This is a genomic window from Streptomyces sp. NPDC088157 (genome assembly GCF_044741545.1).
Lineage (GTDB): Bacteria > Actinomycetota > Actinomycetes > Streptomycetales > Streptomycetaceae > Streptomyces.
The window spans coordinates 39597-57041 of the sequence record NZ_JBIUSU010000018.1 but is presented as its reverse complement, the minus strand read 5'-3'; the positions used below and the strand labels follow the sequence as shown (position 1 = coordinate 57041).

13 protein-coding genes are annotated in these 17445 nt (G+C 70.0%); 4 read left to right on the top strand and 9 right to left on the bottom strand.

Annotated elements, in window-relative coordinates:
• Positions 1-312: 312 nt before the first annotated feature.
• From ACIPFH_RS42195 to thyX, 3 genes are all read right to left on the bottom strand, one after another.
• Entirely contained in the window at positions 313-1998 is a 1686-nt protein-coding gene (locus tag ACIPFH_RS42195; RefSeq protein ID WP_401835287.1) for a ribonuclease J, read from the bottom strand.
• Positions 1999-2125: 127 nt separating this feature from the next.
• Positions 2126-3025, bottom strand: a complete 900-nt coding sequence (dapA, locus tag ACIPFH_RS42190; protein ID WP_401835285.1) for a 4-hydroxy-tetrahydrodipicolinate synthase — start codon at positions 3023-3025, stop codon at positions 2126-2128.
• Positions 3026-3240: 215 nt separating this feature from the next.
• Positions 3241-3981: an FAD-dependent thymidylate synthase gene (gene thyX, locus ACIPFH_RS42185; protein ID WP_401835283.1), complete on the bottom strand. Its 741-nt coding sequence runs from the start codon at positions 3979-3981 to the stop codon at positions 3241-3243.
• Positions 3982-4169: 188 nt separating this feature from the next.
• Between thyX and ACIPFH_RS42180 the strand changes: the two genes are divergently transcribed.
• Complete coding sequence (locus ACIPFH_RS42180) at positions 4170-4406, top strand: hypothetical protein (RefSeq protein ID WP_401835281.1); 237 nt, start codon at positions 4170-4172, stop codon at positions 4404-4406.
• A gap of 89 nt (positions 4407-4495) precedes the next feature.
• Positions 4496-5050, top strand: coding sequence for a hypothetical protein (locus tag ACIPFH_RS42175; protein WP_401835279.1), 555 nt, complete (start codon positions 4496-4498; stop codon positions 5048-5050).
• Between the two features lie 76 nt (positions 5051-5126).
• Here ACIPFH_RS42175 and ACIPFH_RS42170 read toward each other — a convergent pair whose 3' ends face one another.
• The 5 genes from ACIPFH_RS42170 to rpsO form a co-directional block, all read right to left on the bottom strand.
• Positions 5127-5582, bottom strand: coding sequence for a hypothetical protein (locus ACIPFH_RS42170; protein WP_401835277.1), 456 nt, complete (start codon positions 5580-5582; stop codon positions 5127-5129).
• 1 nt (position 5583) lies between these two features.
• Positions 5584-6342, bottom strand: a complete 759-nt coding sequence (gene dapB / locus ACIPFH_RS42165) for a 4-hydroxy-tetrahydrodipicolinate reductase (RefSeq protein ID WP_401835274.1) — start codon at positions 6340-6342, stop codon at positions 5584-5586.
• A 44-nt stretch (positions 6343-6386) separates the two neighbouring features.
• Complete coding sequence (locus ACIPFH_RS42160; protein WP_359128503.1) at positions 6387-7766, bottom strand: pitrilysin family protein; 1380 nt, start codon at positions 7764-7766, stop codon at positions 6387-6389.
• Positions 7763-9982, bottom strand: coding sequence for a polyribonucleotide nucleotidyltransferase (locus ACIPFH_RS42155; protein WP_401835292.1), 2220 nt, complete (start codon positions 9980-9982; stop codon positions 7763-7765). The genes ACIPFH_RS42160 and ACIPFH_RS42155 overlap by 4 nt, the downstream gene beginning before the upstream one ends.
• Positions 9983-10372: 390 nt before the next feature.
• Positions 10373-10660, bottom strand: coding sequence for a 30S ribosomal protein S15 (gene rpsO / locus ACIPFH_RS42150; protein WP_020128575.1), 288 nt, complete (start codon positions 10658-10660; stop codon positions 10373-10375).
• A 337-nt stretch (positions 10661-10997) separates the two neighbouring features.
• Here rpsO and ACIPFH_RS42145 point away from each other — a divergent pair, with 337 nt between their 5' ends.
• Positions 10998-11294: a DUF397 domain-containing protein gene (locus tag ACIPFH_RS42145; protein WP_401835271.1), complete on the top strand. Its 297-nt coding sequence runs from the start codon at positions 10998-11000 to the stop codon at positions 11292-11294.
• Positions 11295-11531: 237 nt separating this feature from the next.
• Here the strand turns inward: ACIPFH_RS42145 and eccD are convergent, their stop codons facing one another.
• Positions 11532-13043 carry a type VII secretion integral membrane protein EccD gene (gene eccD, locus ACIPFH_RS42140; RefSeq protein ID WP_401835270.1) on the bottom strand — a complete coding sequence of 504 codons (1512 nt, stop codon included), beginning with the start codon at positions 13041-13043 and terminating at the stop codon, positions 11532-11534.
• Between the two features lie 279 nt (positions 13044-13322).
• Here eccD and eccCa point away from each other — a divergent pair, with 279 nt between their 5' ends.
• Positions 13323-17288 (top strand): type VII secretion protein EccCa, encoded by a 3966-nt coding sequence (eccCa, locus tag ACIPFH_RS42135; RefSeq protein WP_401835267.1) that lies wholly within the window; start codon positions 13323-13325, stop codon positions 17286-17288.
• The last annotated feature ends 157 nt before the right edge of the window (positions 17289-17445 follow it).

Here is a 17445-nt window from a genome sequence, read left to right as displayed (position 1 = left end):
GAGACTCTCTCAGGCTTTCCTCCGGGCGCTTCCCTTCGGTCTTGCGTTTCCGACTCTATCAGATCTTTTCTCGACCCGATTTCCTCGGTGCTTTCAAGGTTCCCGCTTTTGTTTCGCGGTTTCCTTTCCGGCGGTTCCGACTTTATCAGAAGTTCTGAGTCGGTTTTCCCGGCCCTTCCCGGGATCGATCCTGGCGCACGAGGCGCCCGGCTTCCCGTTCTGGCGGAGCCGTAAACGTACTGGAGCGGGGCTCCCCGATGCAAATCGGGGAGCCCCGCTCCAGGTTCACGCGTACGAGGGGTCGTACGTCGCTCAGACCTCCACCACAACCGGGAGGATCATCGGCCTGCGGCGATAGGTGTCGGAGACCCACTTGCCCAGCGTGCGGCGGATGAGCTGCTGGAGCTGGTGGGGCTCCACCACGCCGTCCTGGGCCGAGCGTTCCAGGACCTCCGCGATCTTCGGAGTGACGGCCGAGAAGGCCGAGTCCTCGATCCCCGAGCCACGGGCCTGGATGTGCGGGCCCCCGGTGATCTTGCCTGTGGAGGAGTCCACGACGACGAAGACCGAGATGATGCCCTCGTCGCCCAGGATCTTCCGGTCCTTGAGGGCCGGCTCACCCACGTCACCGACCGAGAGGCCGTCGACGTAGACGTAGCCCGCCTGGACCTTGCCCGAGATCTTCGCCTTGCCCTCGACGAGGTCGACGACCACGCCGTCCTCGGCGATCACGATGCGGTCGTGCGGGACACCGGTCAGAGCGCCCAGCTCGGCGTTGGCCCGCAGGTGGCGCCATTCGCCGTGCACCGGCATCAGGTTCTTCGGGCGACAGATGTTGTAGAAGTACAGGAGCTCGCCCGCGGACGCGTGGCCCGAGACGTGCACCTTGGCGTTGCCCTTGTGGACGACGTGCGCACCCCAGCGGGTCAGGCCGTTGATCACGCGGTAGACGGCGTTCTCGTTGCCGGGGATGAGCGACGACGCCAGGATCACCGTGTCGCCGGGCACGATCCGGATCTGGTGGTCGCGGTTGGCCATGCGGGACAGGGCGGCCATCGGTTCGCCCTGGGAACCCGTACAGACCAGGACCACCTCGTGGTCCGGAAGGTCGTCGAGCGTCTTGACGTCCACGACCAGGCCCGGTGGGACCTTGAGGTAGCCCAGGTCGCGGGCGATACCCATGTTGCGGACCATCGAGCGGCCGACGAAGGCGACCCGGCGGCCGTACTCGTGCGCGGTGTCCAGGATCTGCTGGATGCGGTGGATGTGGCTGGCGAAGCTGGCCACGATGATCCGCTTGCGGGCGTTGGCGAAGACCGTGCGCAGGACGTTGGAGATGTCCCGCTCGGGCGCCACGAAACCGGGGACCTCGGCGTTCGTGGAGTCGGAGAGAAGGAGGTCGATGCCTTCCTCGCTCAGCCGTGCGAACGCGTGCAGATCCGTGAGACGGCCGTCCAGCGGAAGCTGGTCCATCTTGAAGTCGCCCGTGTGGACCACCATGCCCGCCGGCGTGCGAATGGCGACGGCGAGGGCGTCCGGGATCGAGTGGTTGACGGCGATGAACTCGCAGTCGAAGGGGCCGATGCGCTCACGGTGTCCCTCCGCCACCTCGAGGGTGTACGGGCGGATCCGGTGCTCCTGAAGCTTGGCCTCGATGAAGGCGAGGGTCAGCTTTGAGCCGATCAGTGGGATGTCCGGCTTCTCCCGGAGGAGGTAGGGGACGGCGCCGATGTGGTCCTCGTGACCATGGGTGAGGACGATGCCCTCGATGTCGTCGAGGCGGTTCCGGATGGACGTGAAGTCCGGCAGGATCAGGTCGATTCCGGGCTGCTCCTCCTCGGGGAAGAGCACGCCGCAGTCGACGATCAGCAGGCGGCCGCCGTACTCGAAGACCGTCATGTTCCGGCCGATTTCGCCGAGGCCGCCGAGCGGGGTGACCCTGAGGCCGCCCGTCGGGAGCGGCGGCGGCGGGGCAAGTTCGGGATGCGGATGACTCAAAAGACTCTCCTCAACCACACACGCCACGTACCGGTGGGCACGTGGCGTGCATGACGTTCGTGCAGTAGCAGTTGTCGTTGTGGATCGCAGGCACCGGTGGCCTGCTATTCAGTTGTGAAGTCCGTTGTCAGAGCTGTACCCCGCCCGCCGCAAGATCGATCTTGAGCTGTTCGATCTCTTCGGGCGAGCACTCGACCATGGGCGGGCGGAGCGGGCCGGCGGGCAGGCCCAGCAGGGTGAGCGCCGCCTTGGTCGTCATCACGCCCTGGGTGCGGAACATCCCGGTGTAGACGGGGAGCAGCTTCTGGTGGATCTCGGTCGCCTTCTGGACGTCCCCGGCGGTGAACGCCTCGACGAGGGCGCGCAGGTCCGGCGTGACCACGTGGCCGACGACCGAGACGAAACCGACCGCGCCCACGGAGAGCAGCGGAAGGTTCAGCATGTCGTCGCCGGAGTACCAGGCCAGACCGGAGCGTGCGATGGCCCAGCTCGCGCGGCCCAGGTCGCCCTTGGCGTCCTTGTTGGCGACGATCCGCGGGTGCGCCGCGAGGCGGACCAGCGTCTCGGTGCTGATCGGGACGCCGCTGCGGCCGGGGATGTCGTAGAGCATGACCGGCAGTTCGGCTGCGTCGGCGACGGTCGTGAAGTGCCGGTACAGGCCCTCCTGAGGGGGCTTGTTGTAGTACGGCGTGACGACCAGGAGGCCGTGTGCGCCCGCCTTCCCGGCCGCGCGGGCGAGTTCCACACTGTGGTGGGTGTCGTTGGTGCCGACGCCGGCGACGACGTGGGCACGGTCTCCGACGGCCTCCAGGACGGCTCGTACCAGGTCCGATTTCTCCGCGTCACTGGTGGTGGGGGACTCGCCGGTGGTCCCGTTGACGATCAGGCCGTCGTTGCCTGCGTCCACCAGGTGGGTGGCGAGCCGCTGTGCGCCGTCGAGGTCGAGTGCGCCGTCCGCCGTGAAGGGCGTGACCATGGCGGTGAGGACCCGCCCGAAGGGGGTCTGCGGAGTGGAGGTCGGAGCCATGGGTAACACGCTACTCGTTGCTCACCGTGGGGTCTGCCCTCGGGGGGTTGTGAAAAGTCATGACAAAGGTGGAACCCGGCACTGCCTGCTCGGGGGTTCAAGCAGTGCCGGGTCCGTTTGATCAGGCTAGATGAACTTCTCTAAATGCCGCAATACGGACACTTCGCACGGATGATCCGCACATACGTCTCCGTCGCTCGTCTTCGCGGCGTCCGTCAGGGCGCCACACGACCGTTGCCGTTGAAGGCCGCGTACGTGAGGGGCATGAGCTTGGCCCACTCGGCCTCCATCTTCTCGCCCACCATCTCGATCTCCCGCTGCGGGAAGGACGGGACCTTCGCCAGCTCGTGCTGGGTGCGCAGGCCGAGGAAGTGCATCAGCGAGCGGGCGTTGCAGGTGGCGTACATCGACGAGAAGAGACCGACCGGCAGGACCGCGCGGGCGACCTCGCGGGCGACGCCGGCGGCGAGCATCTCCTGGTAGGCCTCGTAGGTCCGGCGGTAGGAATCCTCCATGGCGCGGCCGACGAGCTCCTGCTGGGCCTGTGTCCCCTCGACGAAGACGTACTTGCCCGGACGCCCCTGCTGAACGAGCTTGCGGGACTCGCCGGGGACGTAGAAGACGGGCTGCAGCTCCCGGTAGCGACCGGACTCCTCGTTGTACGACCAGCCCACGCGGTGGCGCATGAACTCGCGGAAGACGAAGATCGGGGCACTGATGAAGAACGTCATCGAGTTGTGCTCGAAGGGGCTGCCGTGCCGGTCCCGCATCAGGTAGTTGATCAGGCCCTTGGAGCGCTCCGGGTCCTTGCCCAGCTCGTCCAGGGACTGCTCACCGACGGTCGAGACGCGGGCGGCGAAGAGCACGTCGGCGTCGGACGCGGTGTGCTTGACCAGTTCGACGGTGACGTCGCTGCGGAAGCCGGGCTTGAGGTCGTCGGCGGGACTGTCGGTCACGGTACGGGGGTCCTTCCATCGCGTCTTCGGAGCGGCGCCAACTCTACGGGGGCCGCGGCGCCGGACGCCGACGGGCGTGCCGCGGGATTCGTGCGGGACGTCTGCTGATATGGGGCACGTTTTCGGGCACCCGCTCGTCTGTATCAGTGAACGCGTCCGATCGACAGCCCCAGGAGGAAGTACCCATCATGTTCCGCCGGCGCGAGCCCGTACCCTTCGCCTTCCTCGCCGAGGCCGACAGGTTCCGTAGCAACGTCACTCCCCCACCCTCCGAGCGGTCCTCCGCCGGGCAGATCGCCGGGCGCTGGCTGTTGGGGCTCACCATCGTGGCCTCGCTGGTGGGCTCCCTGGTCATCGGGATGCCGGCGCTGAGCCTGGACCACTCCTCGCAGGCACAGCAGTCGCAGGCGTCCCGGGGGCACTGACGCCATCCGGACCCCGATGGTGGTGAGCGGTGACACGGACGGATAGCCTCACCAGGCACAGCCCACGTATGGACGAGTGAGGACCAGTCGTGCCCCTGCCCTTCCTGACGGCCGACCACGCATTCGAGGCGGCGGACGACGTCCCGTTGCCCTTCGACGACCGTGAGCGCTGGCGGCGTCCCTACCGGCCCGGACCCTGGCGGGTCGGAGTGGCCGCGCTGGCGCTGCTGCTCGCCTCGTACGTGCTGTTCGCGGCCGTCATCATCGCGTTGACCGGGTCGGTGTCCGAGGCCGGTGCGGTCTTCGGCTGTTCCCTGGCCGTGATCGTCGGCGCCCTGCGGCTGCTGCGCGTGGGTGTGTGGGTGAGCGAGCGCGGGCTGCGGCACGTGAGTTTCCTCTTCACCCGCACGCTGCCCTGGGAGCGGGTCGTGGCCGTGCGGACCGTGCAGCAGCCGGTGCGCTGGCTGGGGCTGCCGCGGACCGTACAGGGGCAGGCCCTGACCGTCGTACGGCGGGACCGGACCGCCGAGGAGTCCACGGCGCTGCTGACCTCGCACGGGGCGGACTTCCTGGCGCGTGCCGAGGCGTTCGACCGGGCGGCGGACGCCGTCGAGGCGTGGGCCGCGGAGAACCGGCGCGCCTGAGCACCCGGACACCCGATCGGTCGCGTCGAAGGGGCCGGTCCGCCACAGGTGCGGGCCGGCCCCTTCGACGTACCGCTCAGGCGGTCCGGACCGGCTTGCCGTCGTGCAGGCTGATGGCGCGTTGCATGGCCTTGCGGGCCCGTGGGGTGTCCCGGGCGTCGTGGTAGGCGACGGCGAGACGGAACCAGGTGCGCCAGTCGTCGGGAGCCGCCTCGGTCTCGGTCTTGCGCCGGGAGAAGACCTCGTCGGCGGAGTCGCGGTCGACGCGGCCGCCCGCGGTGCGCTTCAGTTCGTCGACGGGCAGCCCGCCCTCGGCGTCGAGTTCGGCGGCGAGGGCGTTGGCCCGGCGGACGAACTGGGTGTTCTTCCACAGGAACCAGACGCCGATGACGGGCAGGATCAGTACCGCCATGCCGAAGGTGACGGTCAGGAGCGTGCCGGACTCGATGAGCATGACGCCCCGGCTGCCGACCAGGACGAAGTAGAAGACCAGGACGGCGGCCGTGACGGCGTAGGAGAGCTTGGCGCGCATGTCAGCCTCGGCCGAGGTCCAGAAAGTTCTCCAGGCCGAAGGTGAGGCCCGGCGTCGACACCACCCGCCGGGCGCCCAGCAGGATGCCCGGCATGAAGCTGCTGTGGTGGAGCGAGTCGTGGCGGACCGTGAGGGTCTCGCCCTCGCCGCCCAGCAGTACCTCCTGATGGGCCAGCAGGCCGCGCAGCCGGACGGCGTGGACCGGGACGCCGTCGACGTCGGCGCCTCGCGCGCCGTCCAGACCCGTCTCCGTGGCGTCCGGAGCCGGGGCCGTGCCCGCCTGCCGACGGGCCTCGGCGATGAGCTGGGCGGTGCGTGTGGCGGTGCCGGAGGGGGCGTCCACCTTGTTGGGGTGGTGGAGTTCGACGACCTCGACGGACTCGAAGTACGGCGCGGCGATCTGGGCGAACTTCATGGTCAGAACGGCCCCGATGGAGAAGTTGGGCGCGATGAGCACACCCGTCTCCGGGGACGCGGCCAACAGGCCGTTCAGCTGGGCGAGACGCTCGTCGGTCCAGCCGGTCGTGCCGACCACGGCGTGGATGCCGTGCCGTACGCAGTAGTCGAGGTTGTCCATGACCGAGGCCGGCGTGGTCAGTTCGACCACGACCTGGGCGCCGCTCTCGGTCAGCGTCTCCAGCTTGTCGCCCCGGCCGAGGGCGGCCACCAGCTCCATGTCCTCGGCGGCCTCGACCGCCCGTACCGCCTCGGAGCCGATCCGGCCCTTGGCGCCGAGGACCGCCACGCGCAGCTTGCTCATCTCTTGTGCTTCCTTACCGAAGTTGCCGAAGGCCTGCGAAGGGGTCAGGCGACCGCGTCGTGCAGCCGGGAGGCCTGTTTGTCCTTGAGCGGGCCGATGACCGACAGCGACGGGCGCCGTCCCAGGATGTCGTGGGCCACCGAACGGACCTCGTCCGGGGTCACCGCCGCTATCCGGGTCAGCATGTCGTCGACCGACATCTGCTCGCCCCAGCAGAGCTCGCTCTTGCCGATGCGGTTCATGAGCGCGCCGGTGTCCTCGAGGCCGAGGACCGTGGAGCCCCTCAGCTGGCCGATGGCGCGGCCGATCTCCTCGTCGGACAGTCCGTGCTCGGCGACCTGGTCGAGTTCGTCGCGGCAGATCTTCAGCACGTCGTGCACCTGGCTCGGGCGGCAGCCCGCGTACACGCCGAAGAGGCCGCAGTCGGCGAAGCCGGAGGTGTACGAGTACACGCTGTAGGCCAGGCCGCGCTTCTCGCGGACCTCCTGGAAGAGACGGGAGGACATGCCGCCGCCGAGGGCCGTGTTCAGCACGCCGAGCGCCCAGCGCCGCTCGTCCGTGCGGGCCAGACCCGGCATGCCGAGGACGACGTGCGCCTGTTCCGTCTTGCGGCCGATCAGCTCGACGCGGCCGGAGGAACGGATCGCGCGACGGCCGTCGCGCGGGGCGATGGGCGTGGCGTCCGTGTTCTTGAGGGCGCCCGCCTTCTCGAAGGCCGCGCGGACCTGGCGTACGACCTTGTTGTGGTCGATGTTGCCGGCGGCCGCGACGACGAGGTGCGTCGGGTCGTAGTGCTTCTTGTAGAAGCGGCGGATGCGGTCGGCGGTGAGGGCGTTGACCGTGTCGACGGTGCCGAGGACCGGACGGCCGAGGGGGTTGTCGCCGAACATGGTCTGCGCGAACAGGTCGTGCACGCAGTCACCGGGGTCGTCCTCGGTCATCGCGATCTCCTCGAGGATCGCGCCGCGCTCGACGTTGACGTCCTCCTCGAGGATGAGGGAGCCCGTGAGCATGTCGCAGACGACGTCGATGGCGAGCGGCAGGTCGGCGTCGAGCACGCGCGCGTAGTAGCACGTGTACTCCTTCGCCGTGAACGCGTTCATCTCGCCGCCGACCGCGTCTATGGCGGAGGAGATGTCCAGCGCGGACCTGCGGGTCGTCCCCTTGAAGAGGAGGTGCTCCAGGTAGTGGGTGGCGCCGTTCAGGGACGGCGTCTCGTCGCGGGAGCCGACGTGCGCCCAGATGCCGAAGGTGGCGGAGCGGACCGAGGGGAGGGTCTCGGTGACGATGCGCAGGCCGCCCGGGAGGGTGGTCTTGCGGACGACACCGATGCCGGCCGTGCCCTTGATCAGGGTTTGGGTACGGGCGACGGCCCGCGCCTCCGAAGAGGTGCGGGCCGTCGCCTGCGAGCTACTCGACGTCACTTGTCGGTGTCGTCCTTCGTGTCCTCATCAGCTTCCTCGCCCTCGATCACGGGGATCAGGGAGAGCTTGCCGCGGGAGTCGATCTCGGCGATCTCGACCTGGACCTTGGAGCCCACACCGAGCACGTCCTCGACGTTCTCCACGCGCTTGCCGCCGGCGAGCTTACGGATCTGCGAGATGTGCAGCAGACCGTCCTTGCCCGGGAGCAGCGACACGAACGCACCGAAGGTGGTGGTCTTGACGACCGTACCCAGGTAGCGCTCGCCGACCTCCGGCATGGTCGGGTTGGCGATGCCGTTGATCGTGGCGCGGGCGGCCTCGGCCTGCGAGCCGACCTGGGCACCGATGTAGATGGTGCCGTCGTCCTCGATCGTGATCTCGGCGCCGGTGTCCTCCTGGATCTGGTTGATCATCTTGCCCTTCGGGCCGATGACCTCACCGATCTTGTCCACGGGGATCTTGACGGTGATGATCCGCGGGGCGTTGGGGGACATCTCGTCCGGCGTGTCGATCGCTTCCATCATCACGTCGAGGATGTGGAGGCGGGCGTCGCGGGCCTGCTTGAGGGCCGCGGCCAGGACGGAGGCCGGGATGCCGTCCAGCTTGGTGTCGAGCTGGAGGGCGGTGACGAACTCCTTGGTGCCGGCGACCTTGAAGTCCATGTCGCCGAAGGCGTCCTCCGCACCGAGGATGTCGGTGAGGGCGACGTAGTGCGTCTCGCCGTTGATCTCCTGGGAGATCAGGCCCATGGCGATACCGGCGACGGGGGCCTTCAGCGGCACACCGGCGTTCAGCAGCGACATGGTGGAGGCGCAGACCGAGCCCATGGACGTCGAGCCGTTGGAGCCGAGGGCCTCGGACACCTGACGGATCGCGTAGGGGAACTCCTCGCGCGTCGGCAGGACCGGCACGATGGCGCGCTCGGCGAGGGCGCCGTGGCCGATCTCGCGGCGCTTGGGGGAACCCACGCGGCCGGTCTCGCCGACGGAGTACGGCGGGAAGTTGTAGTTGTGCATGTAGCGCTTGCGGGTCACCGGGGAGAGGGTGTCCAGCTGCTGCTCCATCCGGAGCATGTTGAGGGTGGTGACGCCCAGGATCTGGGTCTCGCCACGCTCGAACAGCGCCGAGCCGTGCACGCGCGGGATGGCCTCGACCTCGGCGGCGAGCGTACGGATGTCCGTGACGCCGCGGCCGTCGATGCGCTTCTTCTCCTTGATCACGCGCTCACGGACCAGCTGCTTGGTGAGCGAGCGGTACGCGGCGGAGATCTCCTTCTCGCGGCCCTCGAACTCCGGCAGGAGCTTCTCGGCGGCGAGCGCCTTGACGCGGTCCAGCTCGGCCTCGCGGTCCTGCTTGCCCGCGATGGTCAGCGCGGAGGCGAGCTCCGGGCGGACGGCGGCGGACAGCGCCTCCAGGATGTCGTCCTGGTAGTCGAGGAAGACCGGGAACTCGCCGGTCGGCTTCGCGGCCTTGGCGGCGAGGTCGGCCTGGGCCTTGCAGAGCACCTTGATGAAGGGCTTCGCGGCGTCCAGACCGGAGGCGACGACCTCCTCGGTCGGCGCCTCGGCGCCGCCCGCGACCAGCTGGATGGTCTTATCGGTGGCCTCGGCCTCGACCATCATGATCGCGACGTCGCCGTCCTCCAGGACGCGACCGGCGACGACCATGTCGAAGACGGCGTCCTCGAGCTCGGTGTGCGTCGGGAACGCGACCCACTGGCCGTTGATCAGCGCGACGCGGACGCCGCCGATCGGGCCGGAGAAGGGCAGACCGGCCAGCTGCGTGGACGCGGACGCGGCGTTGATCGCCACGACGTCGTACAGGTGGTCGGGGTTGAGCGCCATGATCGTGGCGACGACCTGGATCTCGTTGCGCAGGCCCTTCCTGAAGGACGGGCGCAGCGGGCGGTCGATCAGGCGGCAGGTGAGGATGGCGTCCTCGGAGGGACGGCCCTCACGGCGGAAGAAGCTGCCGGGGATCTTGCCGGCGGCGTACATCCGCTCCTCGACGTCCACCGTGAGGGGGAAGAAGTCGAGCTGGTCCTTGGGGTTCTTGGAGGCGGTGGTGGCCGACAGCACCATGGTGTCGTCGTCCAGGTACGCCACGGCGGAGCCGGCGGCCTGCTTGGCCAGGCGGCCCGTCTCGAAGCGGATGGTGCGGGTGCCGAAGGAGCCGTTGTCGATGACGGCCTCGGCGTAGTGGGTCTCGTTCTCCACTAGCATTTTCTCCGTTACTTGTCGTCTTTCGTCCCTCGCTGCCCGTGTGGCAGGGGGACGGTGCGGAGAAGCGCTCCGTTCGGTGCGGGCCGGTCTTCGATCGAAGCACCCGGGGATCTCTTTCCCGGGGGCCACTACCGAGGACCGGCGGCGGCAGGGCGCGCTTCTCCTCGTTCGGGGTGCGTGGTGACGTCTACCCGCAACGAGTACACGTCATCACGCTGTGTCGTACGTATTGCGTTGTGCTACCACACTACAAAGGGTGGGTGACACTCCGCACGTTTCCGTGCGACGCCAGGGTGTGCGACGGGCTCTGTCGCCGGTGCCTACCGGCGAGTACAGCAAAGGGAGCGGCCCCGATCGTCCGGGAACCGCTCCCCTCACGGCGTTCTACTTGGCGCCCGCCGCACCGCGGCGGATGCCGAGGCGGTCGACCAGCGCACGGAAGCGCTGGATGTCCTTCTTGGCGAGGTACTGCAGCAGGCGGCGACGCTGACCGACCAGGATCAGCAGACCACGACGGGAGTGGTGGTCGTGCTTGTGCGTCTTGAGGTGCTCGGTCAGGTCCGAGATCCGGCGCGACAGCATGGCGACCTGGACCTCGGGGGAGCCGGTGTCGCCCTCCTTCTGGCCGAACTCCGTGATGAGCTGCTTCTTCGTAGCGGCATCGAGCGGCACGCGTACTCCTCGTAGTCTTTGAGTGGCCACCGAGTGCCCCCGGTCTTGGTCTCGGGGGAGCTTCCGTTACTCGGGTGGCGGGGATCCGCTGGGCGCGGCCTCCAGAACCTTCAAGCGTTGCTTGAGGGTGTTTCCGGGGGTGCGTACACAAACGGCCGAAAGCCAGGGTAGCAGGCCGACGCGCCGGGCCTGTCCGGACCGGGTCCTGCCGCGCGGGGGCAGTGTACGGGGACGGGGCCTGGCTCGAGTGCGAACGGTGAACCTCTGAGCTGGGAGAACGACGGCAAGTAGGGTGGCGGGACAGCTCGTTGGCACAGAGGAAAGGGTCGGAGCCGACATGGCCGATGCCGAGGACACGGAACTCAAAGCGCGCAAGGAGCGGGAGCGGGACGAGCTGTACGCGCTCGACATCTCCGGCGTCGAGTGGCAGTGCGCGCCGGGCACGGAGGAACACGAGGAGCGCGTCGAGATCGCCCACCTGCCGGAGGGCGCCGTCGCGATGCGGTCGTCGCTCGACCCGGGGACGGTGCTGCGCTACACGGAGGCGGAGTGGCGGGCCTTCGTGCTCGGCGCTCGGGACGGCGAGTTCGATCTCGAGCCGGCGCCGGCCGACCGAGGGGCCGCCGCGCAGTAGACGAAGCCGACAGCCGGAGTGGGCCGACCGCCGCTCGATCGTCGCCGCGGCGGCTGCGGCGGCGGCGGCGAATGTGGCGGCTGCTGCGGCTGCTGCGGCTGCTGCGGCTGCGGGAGTGCCGGCGTCGGCGGTTGGTTCTCGGCGCTGCTCCGGGTGTGGCTCGAACGGTGTGGAGGTGTCGGCCTCGGCGGCGGGCCGAGGCCGACCCTCGACGTTCCTTTCGCGGTTGTCCGCGAATCAGCCCGTCATCGACCGGGCGGCCGCGTACACGTCGAAGACGGCCAGGGCCAACGGCACGAGCGTCAGCAGCACGAAGCCCTCGGCGATCTCCATGAAACGTCCCCAGAACGGGGTGAGGCCGCCGCGCGAGCCGATCAGGCCGATCGCGGTGATGATCGCGGACGCCGCCGCGATCGCCGCGACCAGCCAGACGGTACGGATGTCCAGGTCGGTGCGGTCGCCCGTCAGCGCGTCGCGGATCGCCGAGTGCGGCGGGTCGAGCGCCAGCCCGAGTCCGAGCAGCACGAGGGAACCGAGGCCCGCGGCCAGCACCGGGGCGACCTGTGCGGTGTAGCGGAAGAGGTGGGCGCGCATCAGCAGGGCGATGCCCGCGGCCAGGGCGAGGAGCCGGGTCCAGACTCCGTCGGAGAACCCGAGGACCGCGCAGGCGGCCACCGTGATCACCGCGCAACCGCCGACCAGGCCGACCAGGAGTTCATGTCCGCGGCGGGCCTGGGCCGCGATCCGCTCGGCGTCGACCGGTTCCCGCGGGGCGGGATCGGCGCCGTACGCGCCGCGCGGAGCGGAGGCCGGGGCGTCGAAGCCGATCGGCAGGCGGGCGAAGCGCATGGAGAGGCCGGGCAGGAAGGCCAGCGCGCCCACGCCGACGGGGGCGCACAGGGCGGCGGTCTCGGCCGGTGTCCAGTGCGCGAGGGTCGCCGCGAACCCGGCCGCCAGGCCGGCGCCGGAGGCGACCACGAAGGCGACGAACGGACCGTCGCCGCGCGGGGAGCACAGGGTGAGGAGCACCGCGGCGAGCAGCACCGCGGCGCAGGCCAGCAGGAACTGGAGTCTGCCGATGCCCTGGCCGTCGGCGAGCGGCAGCAGTCCCGAGCCCGCCACGCCCACGTTGGGCAGCGCGCCGAGTCCGAGGGCGACGGCGGAGCCCCGGTCGTCGTAGACCCGGGCGCGGACACAGGCGAGGGCGGCCAGCAGGACGCCCACGACGGCGGCGAGGACGCCGGGGAGACCGTGCATGTCGTGGTGCGGGTCGCCGGTCCAGGCGACGAAGGCGAGCAGGGCCGGCAGGACTCCTCCGCCGACGAGGCCCGCGGCGCGGGTCAGTTCGCCGCTCCACAGGGTGTGCTCACGCGTCACGGCCGAGGCGACCGCCTCCGACACGTCGTCGAAGACGGCGGGCGGCAGCGACTCGGAGAAGGGCCGCAGCGTGAGGAGTTCGCCGTCGAGGATGTGCTGGGCGGCGAACGAGCGGGAACTGTCGAGGACGGTGCCGTCCCGGCGGACGAGGTGGTAGCCGACCGGGGCGCCCTCGGCGGGGCTCTGCCGGGAGAGCCTGAGGATCTCCGGGTGGATGTCGGCGACGGGAACGTCGTCGGGCAGCGCCACGTCGATCCGGCTGTCGGGGGCGACGATGGTGACCCGGCAGAAGCCGAGCCCCGTCCCCGCCGCGGGAGCGGCTCCCGTGCCGCGCCCTTCTCCGGTGGCTGCCGCGGAGGCCGCGATACTCACCTGCTGATCCCCCTCAGTGATGGTTGCGCGTCGGCGTGTTCGGCGGCTGTCGGCGGTGTGAAGGTTCCGCGCCGGCTGGTGCGCCGCGCGGCCCGCGGGTGTGCTCACGCGAACATCCGGCACCCTACCGCCCCCCGGTCGTACCGGCAGTCAGTAGGATCACGCGGCGGCCTGCGTCCGTCCGACACGGGGTGGCGGGCGATATTTTTTCGGGGCCTCGCAAGAGGATTCCGCGGCCTCGCAAGGGGTTTCGGGGCCCCGCAAGGGGATTGGTGAGCAGTGAGCCACATCGTCGTGAAGCGCCAGCCACGGGCGCTGCCGTCCGAGGTGCCCACGGGCGAGGTCGTTCTGCAGCCTCCGCCGGAACTGCCGCGGGGCCATCAGGAGAGCGTGCTGATGCAACTGCTGCCGACGCTCGGTATGGGCGGCTCGGTGGTCTTCTTCTTCACGAGCGGGCAGCCGTTCATGCGCATCATGGGCATGGTCATGATCGCCTCCACCGTGGCCATGTCGATCGCGATGGTGGTGCGTTTCCGGCGCGGATCCCAGGGGCAGTTGGCGGACCTGCGCCGCGACTACCTGAGCTATCTCGCGCAGATGCGGCGCACCGCACTCGACACCGCCCGGGCGCAGCGTGACGCGCAGTACTACCTGCACCCCTCCCCCGAGCAGCTGTGGGCGCTGGTCGCCGAGGGCAGCCGGGTGTGGGAACGGCGGCCCGGTGACGAGGACTTCGCCCAGGTCCGCGTCGGTCTCGGCGCCCAGACCCTGGCCACCCCGCTGGTCGCCCCGGAGACCGGCCCGGTTGAGCAGTTGGAGCCGCTGACCGCAGGAGCGCTGCAACGCTTCCTCGCCGTCCACGACAGCCTGGACGACCTGCCGATGGCCGTCTCCCTGCGCGCCTTCTACCACGTCACGGTCAGCGGCGAGGCCCGGTCGGTCCGCTCCTGTGTCCGTGCCCTGGCCGGTTCGCTGGCCGCGCTGCACTCGTCCGAGGACCTTCTCCTGGTCGTCGCGGCGGGCCGGGAGGAACTCCCGCACTGGGAGTGGGCGAAGTGGCTGCCGCACGTCCAGGCCTCGGGGGCCGTGGACGGGGCGGGCAGCCGCAGGCTGATCGGCTCCGACACCCGCGAGCTGGAGAACCTGCTCGGGGCTCGGCTGACCGGTCGCCCGCGGTTCCATCCGCACGCGACGCCGCTGCCCGAGGAGCCGCACATCGTCGTCGTCCTCGACGGCGTCTCCCTCCCCCCGGACTCGGTGCTGGCCGGCGCGGAGGGGCTCCAGGGGGTGACGGTCCTCGAGATCGTCCCCGGTGAACTGACGGGCGCGGGCGGGGAGCTCGACATCGTCGTACAGCCCGGGGCGCTGCGGCTGGAGTCGGGGCACGGCGCCGTCTACGAGGGGATGCCCGACGCGCTCTCCCCCGAGTCCGCCGAGGCGCTCGCCCGGCAGCTCGCCCCGTTGCGGATGGCCTCCGGCGGGGACGACGACGAGCCGTTGCTGGCCAACCTGGAGTTCACGGACCTGCTGAACCTCGGAGACGCGGCGTCCGTCGACACGCTGCGCACCTGGCGGCCTCGTTCGCTGGCGGAGCGTCTGCGGGTGCCGATCGGGGTGGGCGAGGACGGCCGTCCGGTGATGCTGGACCTGAAGGAAGCGGCGCAGGAGGGCATGGGTCCGCACGGTCTGTGCGTGGGCGCCACGGGTTCCGGCAAGTCCGAGCTGCTGCGCACCCTGGTGCTGGGCCTGGCGGTCACCCACTCCTCCGAGACCCTGAACTTCGTCCTCGCCGACTTCAAGGGCGGCGCGACCTTCGCCGGCATGGCGCAGATGCCGCACGTGGCGGCCGTGATCACCAACCTGGCGGACGACCTGACGCTGGTGGACCGGATGGGCGACTCCATCCGGGGTGAACTCAACCGCCGTCAGGAACTGCTGAGGGACGCGGGCAACTACGCCAACATCCACGACTACGAGAAGGCGCGGGCCGCGGGAGCCGCCCTCCAGCCGATCCCCTCCCTGGTACTGGTGATCGACGAGTTCAGCGAACTGCTCACGGCGAAGCCGGACTTCATCGAGATGTTCGTGCAGATCGGCCGGATCGGCCGCTCGCTCGGCGTCCACCTGCTGCTGGCCTCGCAGCGCCTGGAGGAGGGCCGGCTGCGCGGCCTGGAGACCTATCTGTCGTACCGCGTCGGTCTGCGCACCTTCTCGGCGGCGGAGTCGCGGGCGGCGCTGGGCGTGCCCGACGCGTACTCGCTGCCGAACGTGCCGGGTTCCGGCTTCCTGAAGTTCGGCACCGACGAGATGGTGCGGTTCAAGGCGGCGTATGTGTCCGGGGTCTACCGCTCGGGCGGTCAGCGTACGGCGCCGGGCGGCGGCCCGTTGCCGGTGGACCGGCGGCCCGTGCTGTTCACCTCGGCGGAGGTGCCGGTGCGGTACGCGGCCGTGCCCCAGGCCCGCCCGTCCGGCGACGCGGAGGTCGACGACGCGCTGGCGGACACCGTGCTCGACGTGATCGTGCGCCGACTGGAGTCGCAGGGTCCGGCGGCGCACCAGGTGTGGCTGCCGCCGCTGGACAGCCCGCCGTCGCTGGACGCACTGCTGCCGGGGCTCACGGCGGTGCCGGGCCGCGGCCTCACGCAGCCGGGATACGAGGGCGCGGGCCGGCTGGTCGTGCCGGTGGGTCTGGTGGACAAGCCGTTCGAGCAGCGCCGTGACTCCCTGTGGGTGGACTTCTCCGGCGCCGCGGGCCACATGCAGATCGTCGGCGGCCCGCAGTCCGGCAAGTCGACCCTGCTGCGCTCACTGATCTGCTCCTTCGCCCTCACCCACACGCCGCACGAGGTCCAGTTCTACGGCCTCGACTTCGGCGGCGGCGGGATGGCGTCGGTGGCCGGCCTGCCGCACGTGGGCGGGGTCGCCTCCCGGCTCGACCCGGAGCGGGTGCGGCGCACGGTGGCCGAGGTGTACGGCGTGCTCACCCGTCGCGAGGAGTACTTCCGCTCGGCCGGCATTCCGTCGATCGCGGAGTTCCGGGCCAGGCGGGCCCGCGGGGACATCTCGGTCACGGACCAGCCCTGGGGCGATGTGTTCCTGGTCATCGACGGGTGGGGCAACTTCCGCGCGGACTACGAGGCCATGGATCAGGTCATCCACGAGATCGCGGCGCGTGGTCTCGGCTACGGCGTCCACCTGGTTTTGACGGCCTCGCGTTCGATGGAGGTCAGGGCCGCTCTCAAGGACCACCTGATGAACCGCCTGGAGCTGCGGCTCGGCGACACGATGGACTCCGAGATCGACCGCAAGGTCGCCGCGAACGTCCCGGCAGGCGTTCCGGGCCGCGGCCAGTCGCCGCAGAAGATGCACTTCATGACGGCGGTGCCCCGGATCGACGGCCTCACCTCCGACACGGACCTCGCCGACGCCACGCAGGCGCTGACCGCGGAGGTATCCCGGCAGTGGCAGGCGGCGCCCGCACCGGAAGTACGACTGCTGCCGAGGGAGTTCGCGGCCGGGTCGCTGCCGCCGGGCGACCGCTTCCCGCAGCGCGGGGTCGCCTTCGCCCTCGACGAGGACCGTCTCGAGCCGGTCTACGTCGACTTCGAGCAGGATCCGTTCTTCCTCGTCTTCGGCGAGAGCGAGTCCGGCAAGTCGAACCTGCTGCGGCTGCTGATCAAGCAGCTGACGGAGCGCTACTCGGGCGACGAGTGCAAGCTGTTCGTGGTCGACAACCGGCGTTCCCTGCTGGACGTGACCCCGGATTCCCACCTGGCCGAATACATCCCGATGTCCAACGCCATGGACCACCACATGGCCGCGCTGGCCGACCTGATGAAGCGCCGTGCCCCGACGGCCGAGGTGACGGCACGGCAACTCCGGGACCGGAGCTGGTGGCGCGGGCCGACGGTGTTCGTAGTCGTCGACGACTACGACCTCGTGGCGACGTCGAGCGGCAATCCGCTGGCGGGCCTGACGGAACTCCTGCCGTTCGCCCGGGACGTGGGGGTGCGGTTCATCGTCGCGCGGTCGACGGCGGGTGCGGGGCGGGCGTCGTACGAGGCGTTCATGCAGCGCATCAAGGAACTGGGCGCCCAGGGTGTCGTCCTGGCCGGCGACCCCGGAGAGGGCGACCTCCTCGGCGGAGTCCGCCCCCGGCCGATGCCCGCGGGGCGCGGGGTCTTCGTCTCACGGCGACGAGGGAAGCCGTTGGTGCAGGTGGGGTTGGCGCCGGAGGAGGGGTAGGGGTGGGTGTACCAAGCCGTGTCCTTGGCCCCGACGAGACGTCCGCAGCGGTGTCACAGGAGGGTTCTGCTCCCCCACCGTCAAGCCGTACGCCAGTGAATTGTGGAAAGTATGGTGAGATCCGTGAACTCACTTGAACCGGGTTCACGGATCTGGC

What these genes read in the sequence shown, in the direction of transcription:
- ACIPFH_RS42170 (WP_401835277.1), bottom strand. Translation starts at nt 5,582, where the DNA reads ATGCGCGCCAAGCTCTCCTACGCCGTCACGGCCGCCGTCCTGGTCTTC.
- ACIPFH_RS42180 (WP_401835281.1), top strand. Translation starts at nt 4,170, where the DNA reads ATGTTCCGCCGGCGCGAGCCCGTACCCTTCGCCTTCCTCGCCGAGGCC.
- dapA (WP_401835285.1), bottom strand. Translation starts at nt 3,025, where the DNA reads ATGGCTCCGACCTCCACTCCGCAGACCCCCTTCGGGCGGGTCCTCACC.
- ACIPFH_RS42145 (WP_401835271.1), top strand. Translation starts at nt 10,998, where the DNA reads ATGGCCGATGCCGAGGACACGGAACTCAAAGCGCGCAAGGAGCGGGAG.
- dapB (WP_401835274.1), bottom strand. Translation starts at nt 6,342, where the DNA reads ATGAGCAAGCTGCGCGTGGCGGTCCTCGGCGCCAAGGGCCGGATCGGC.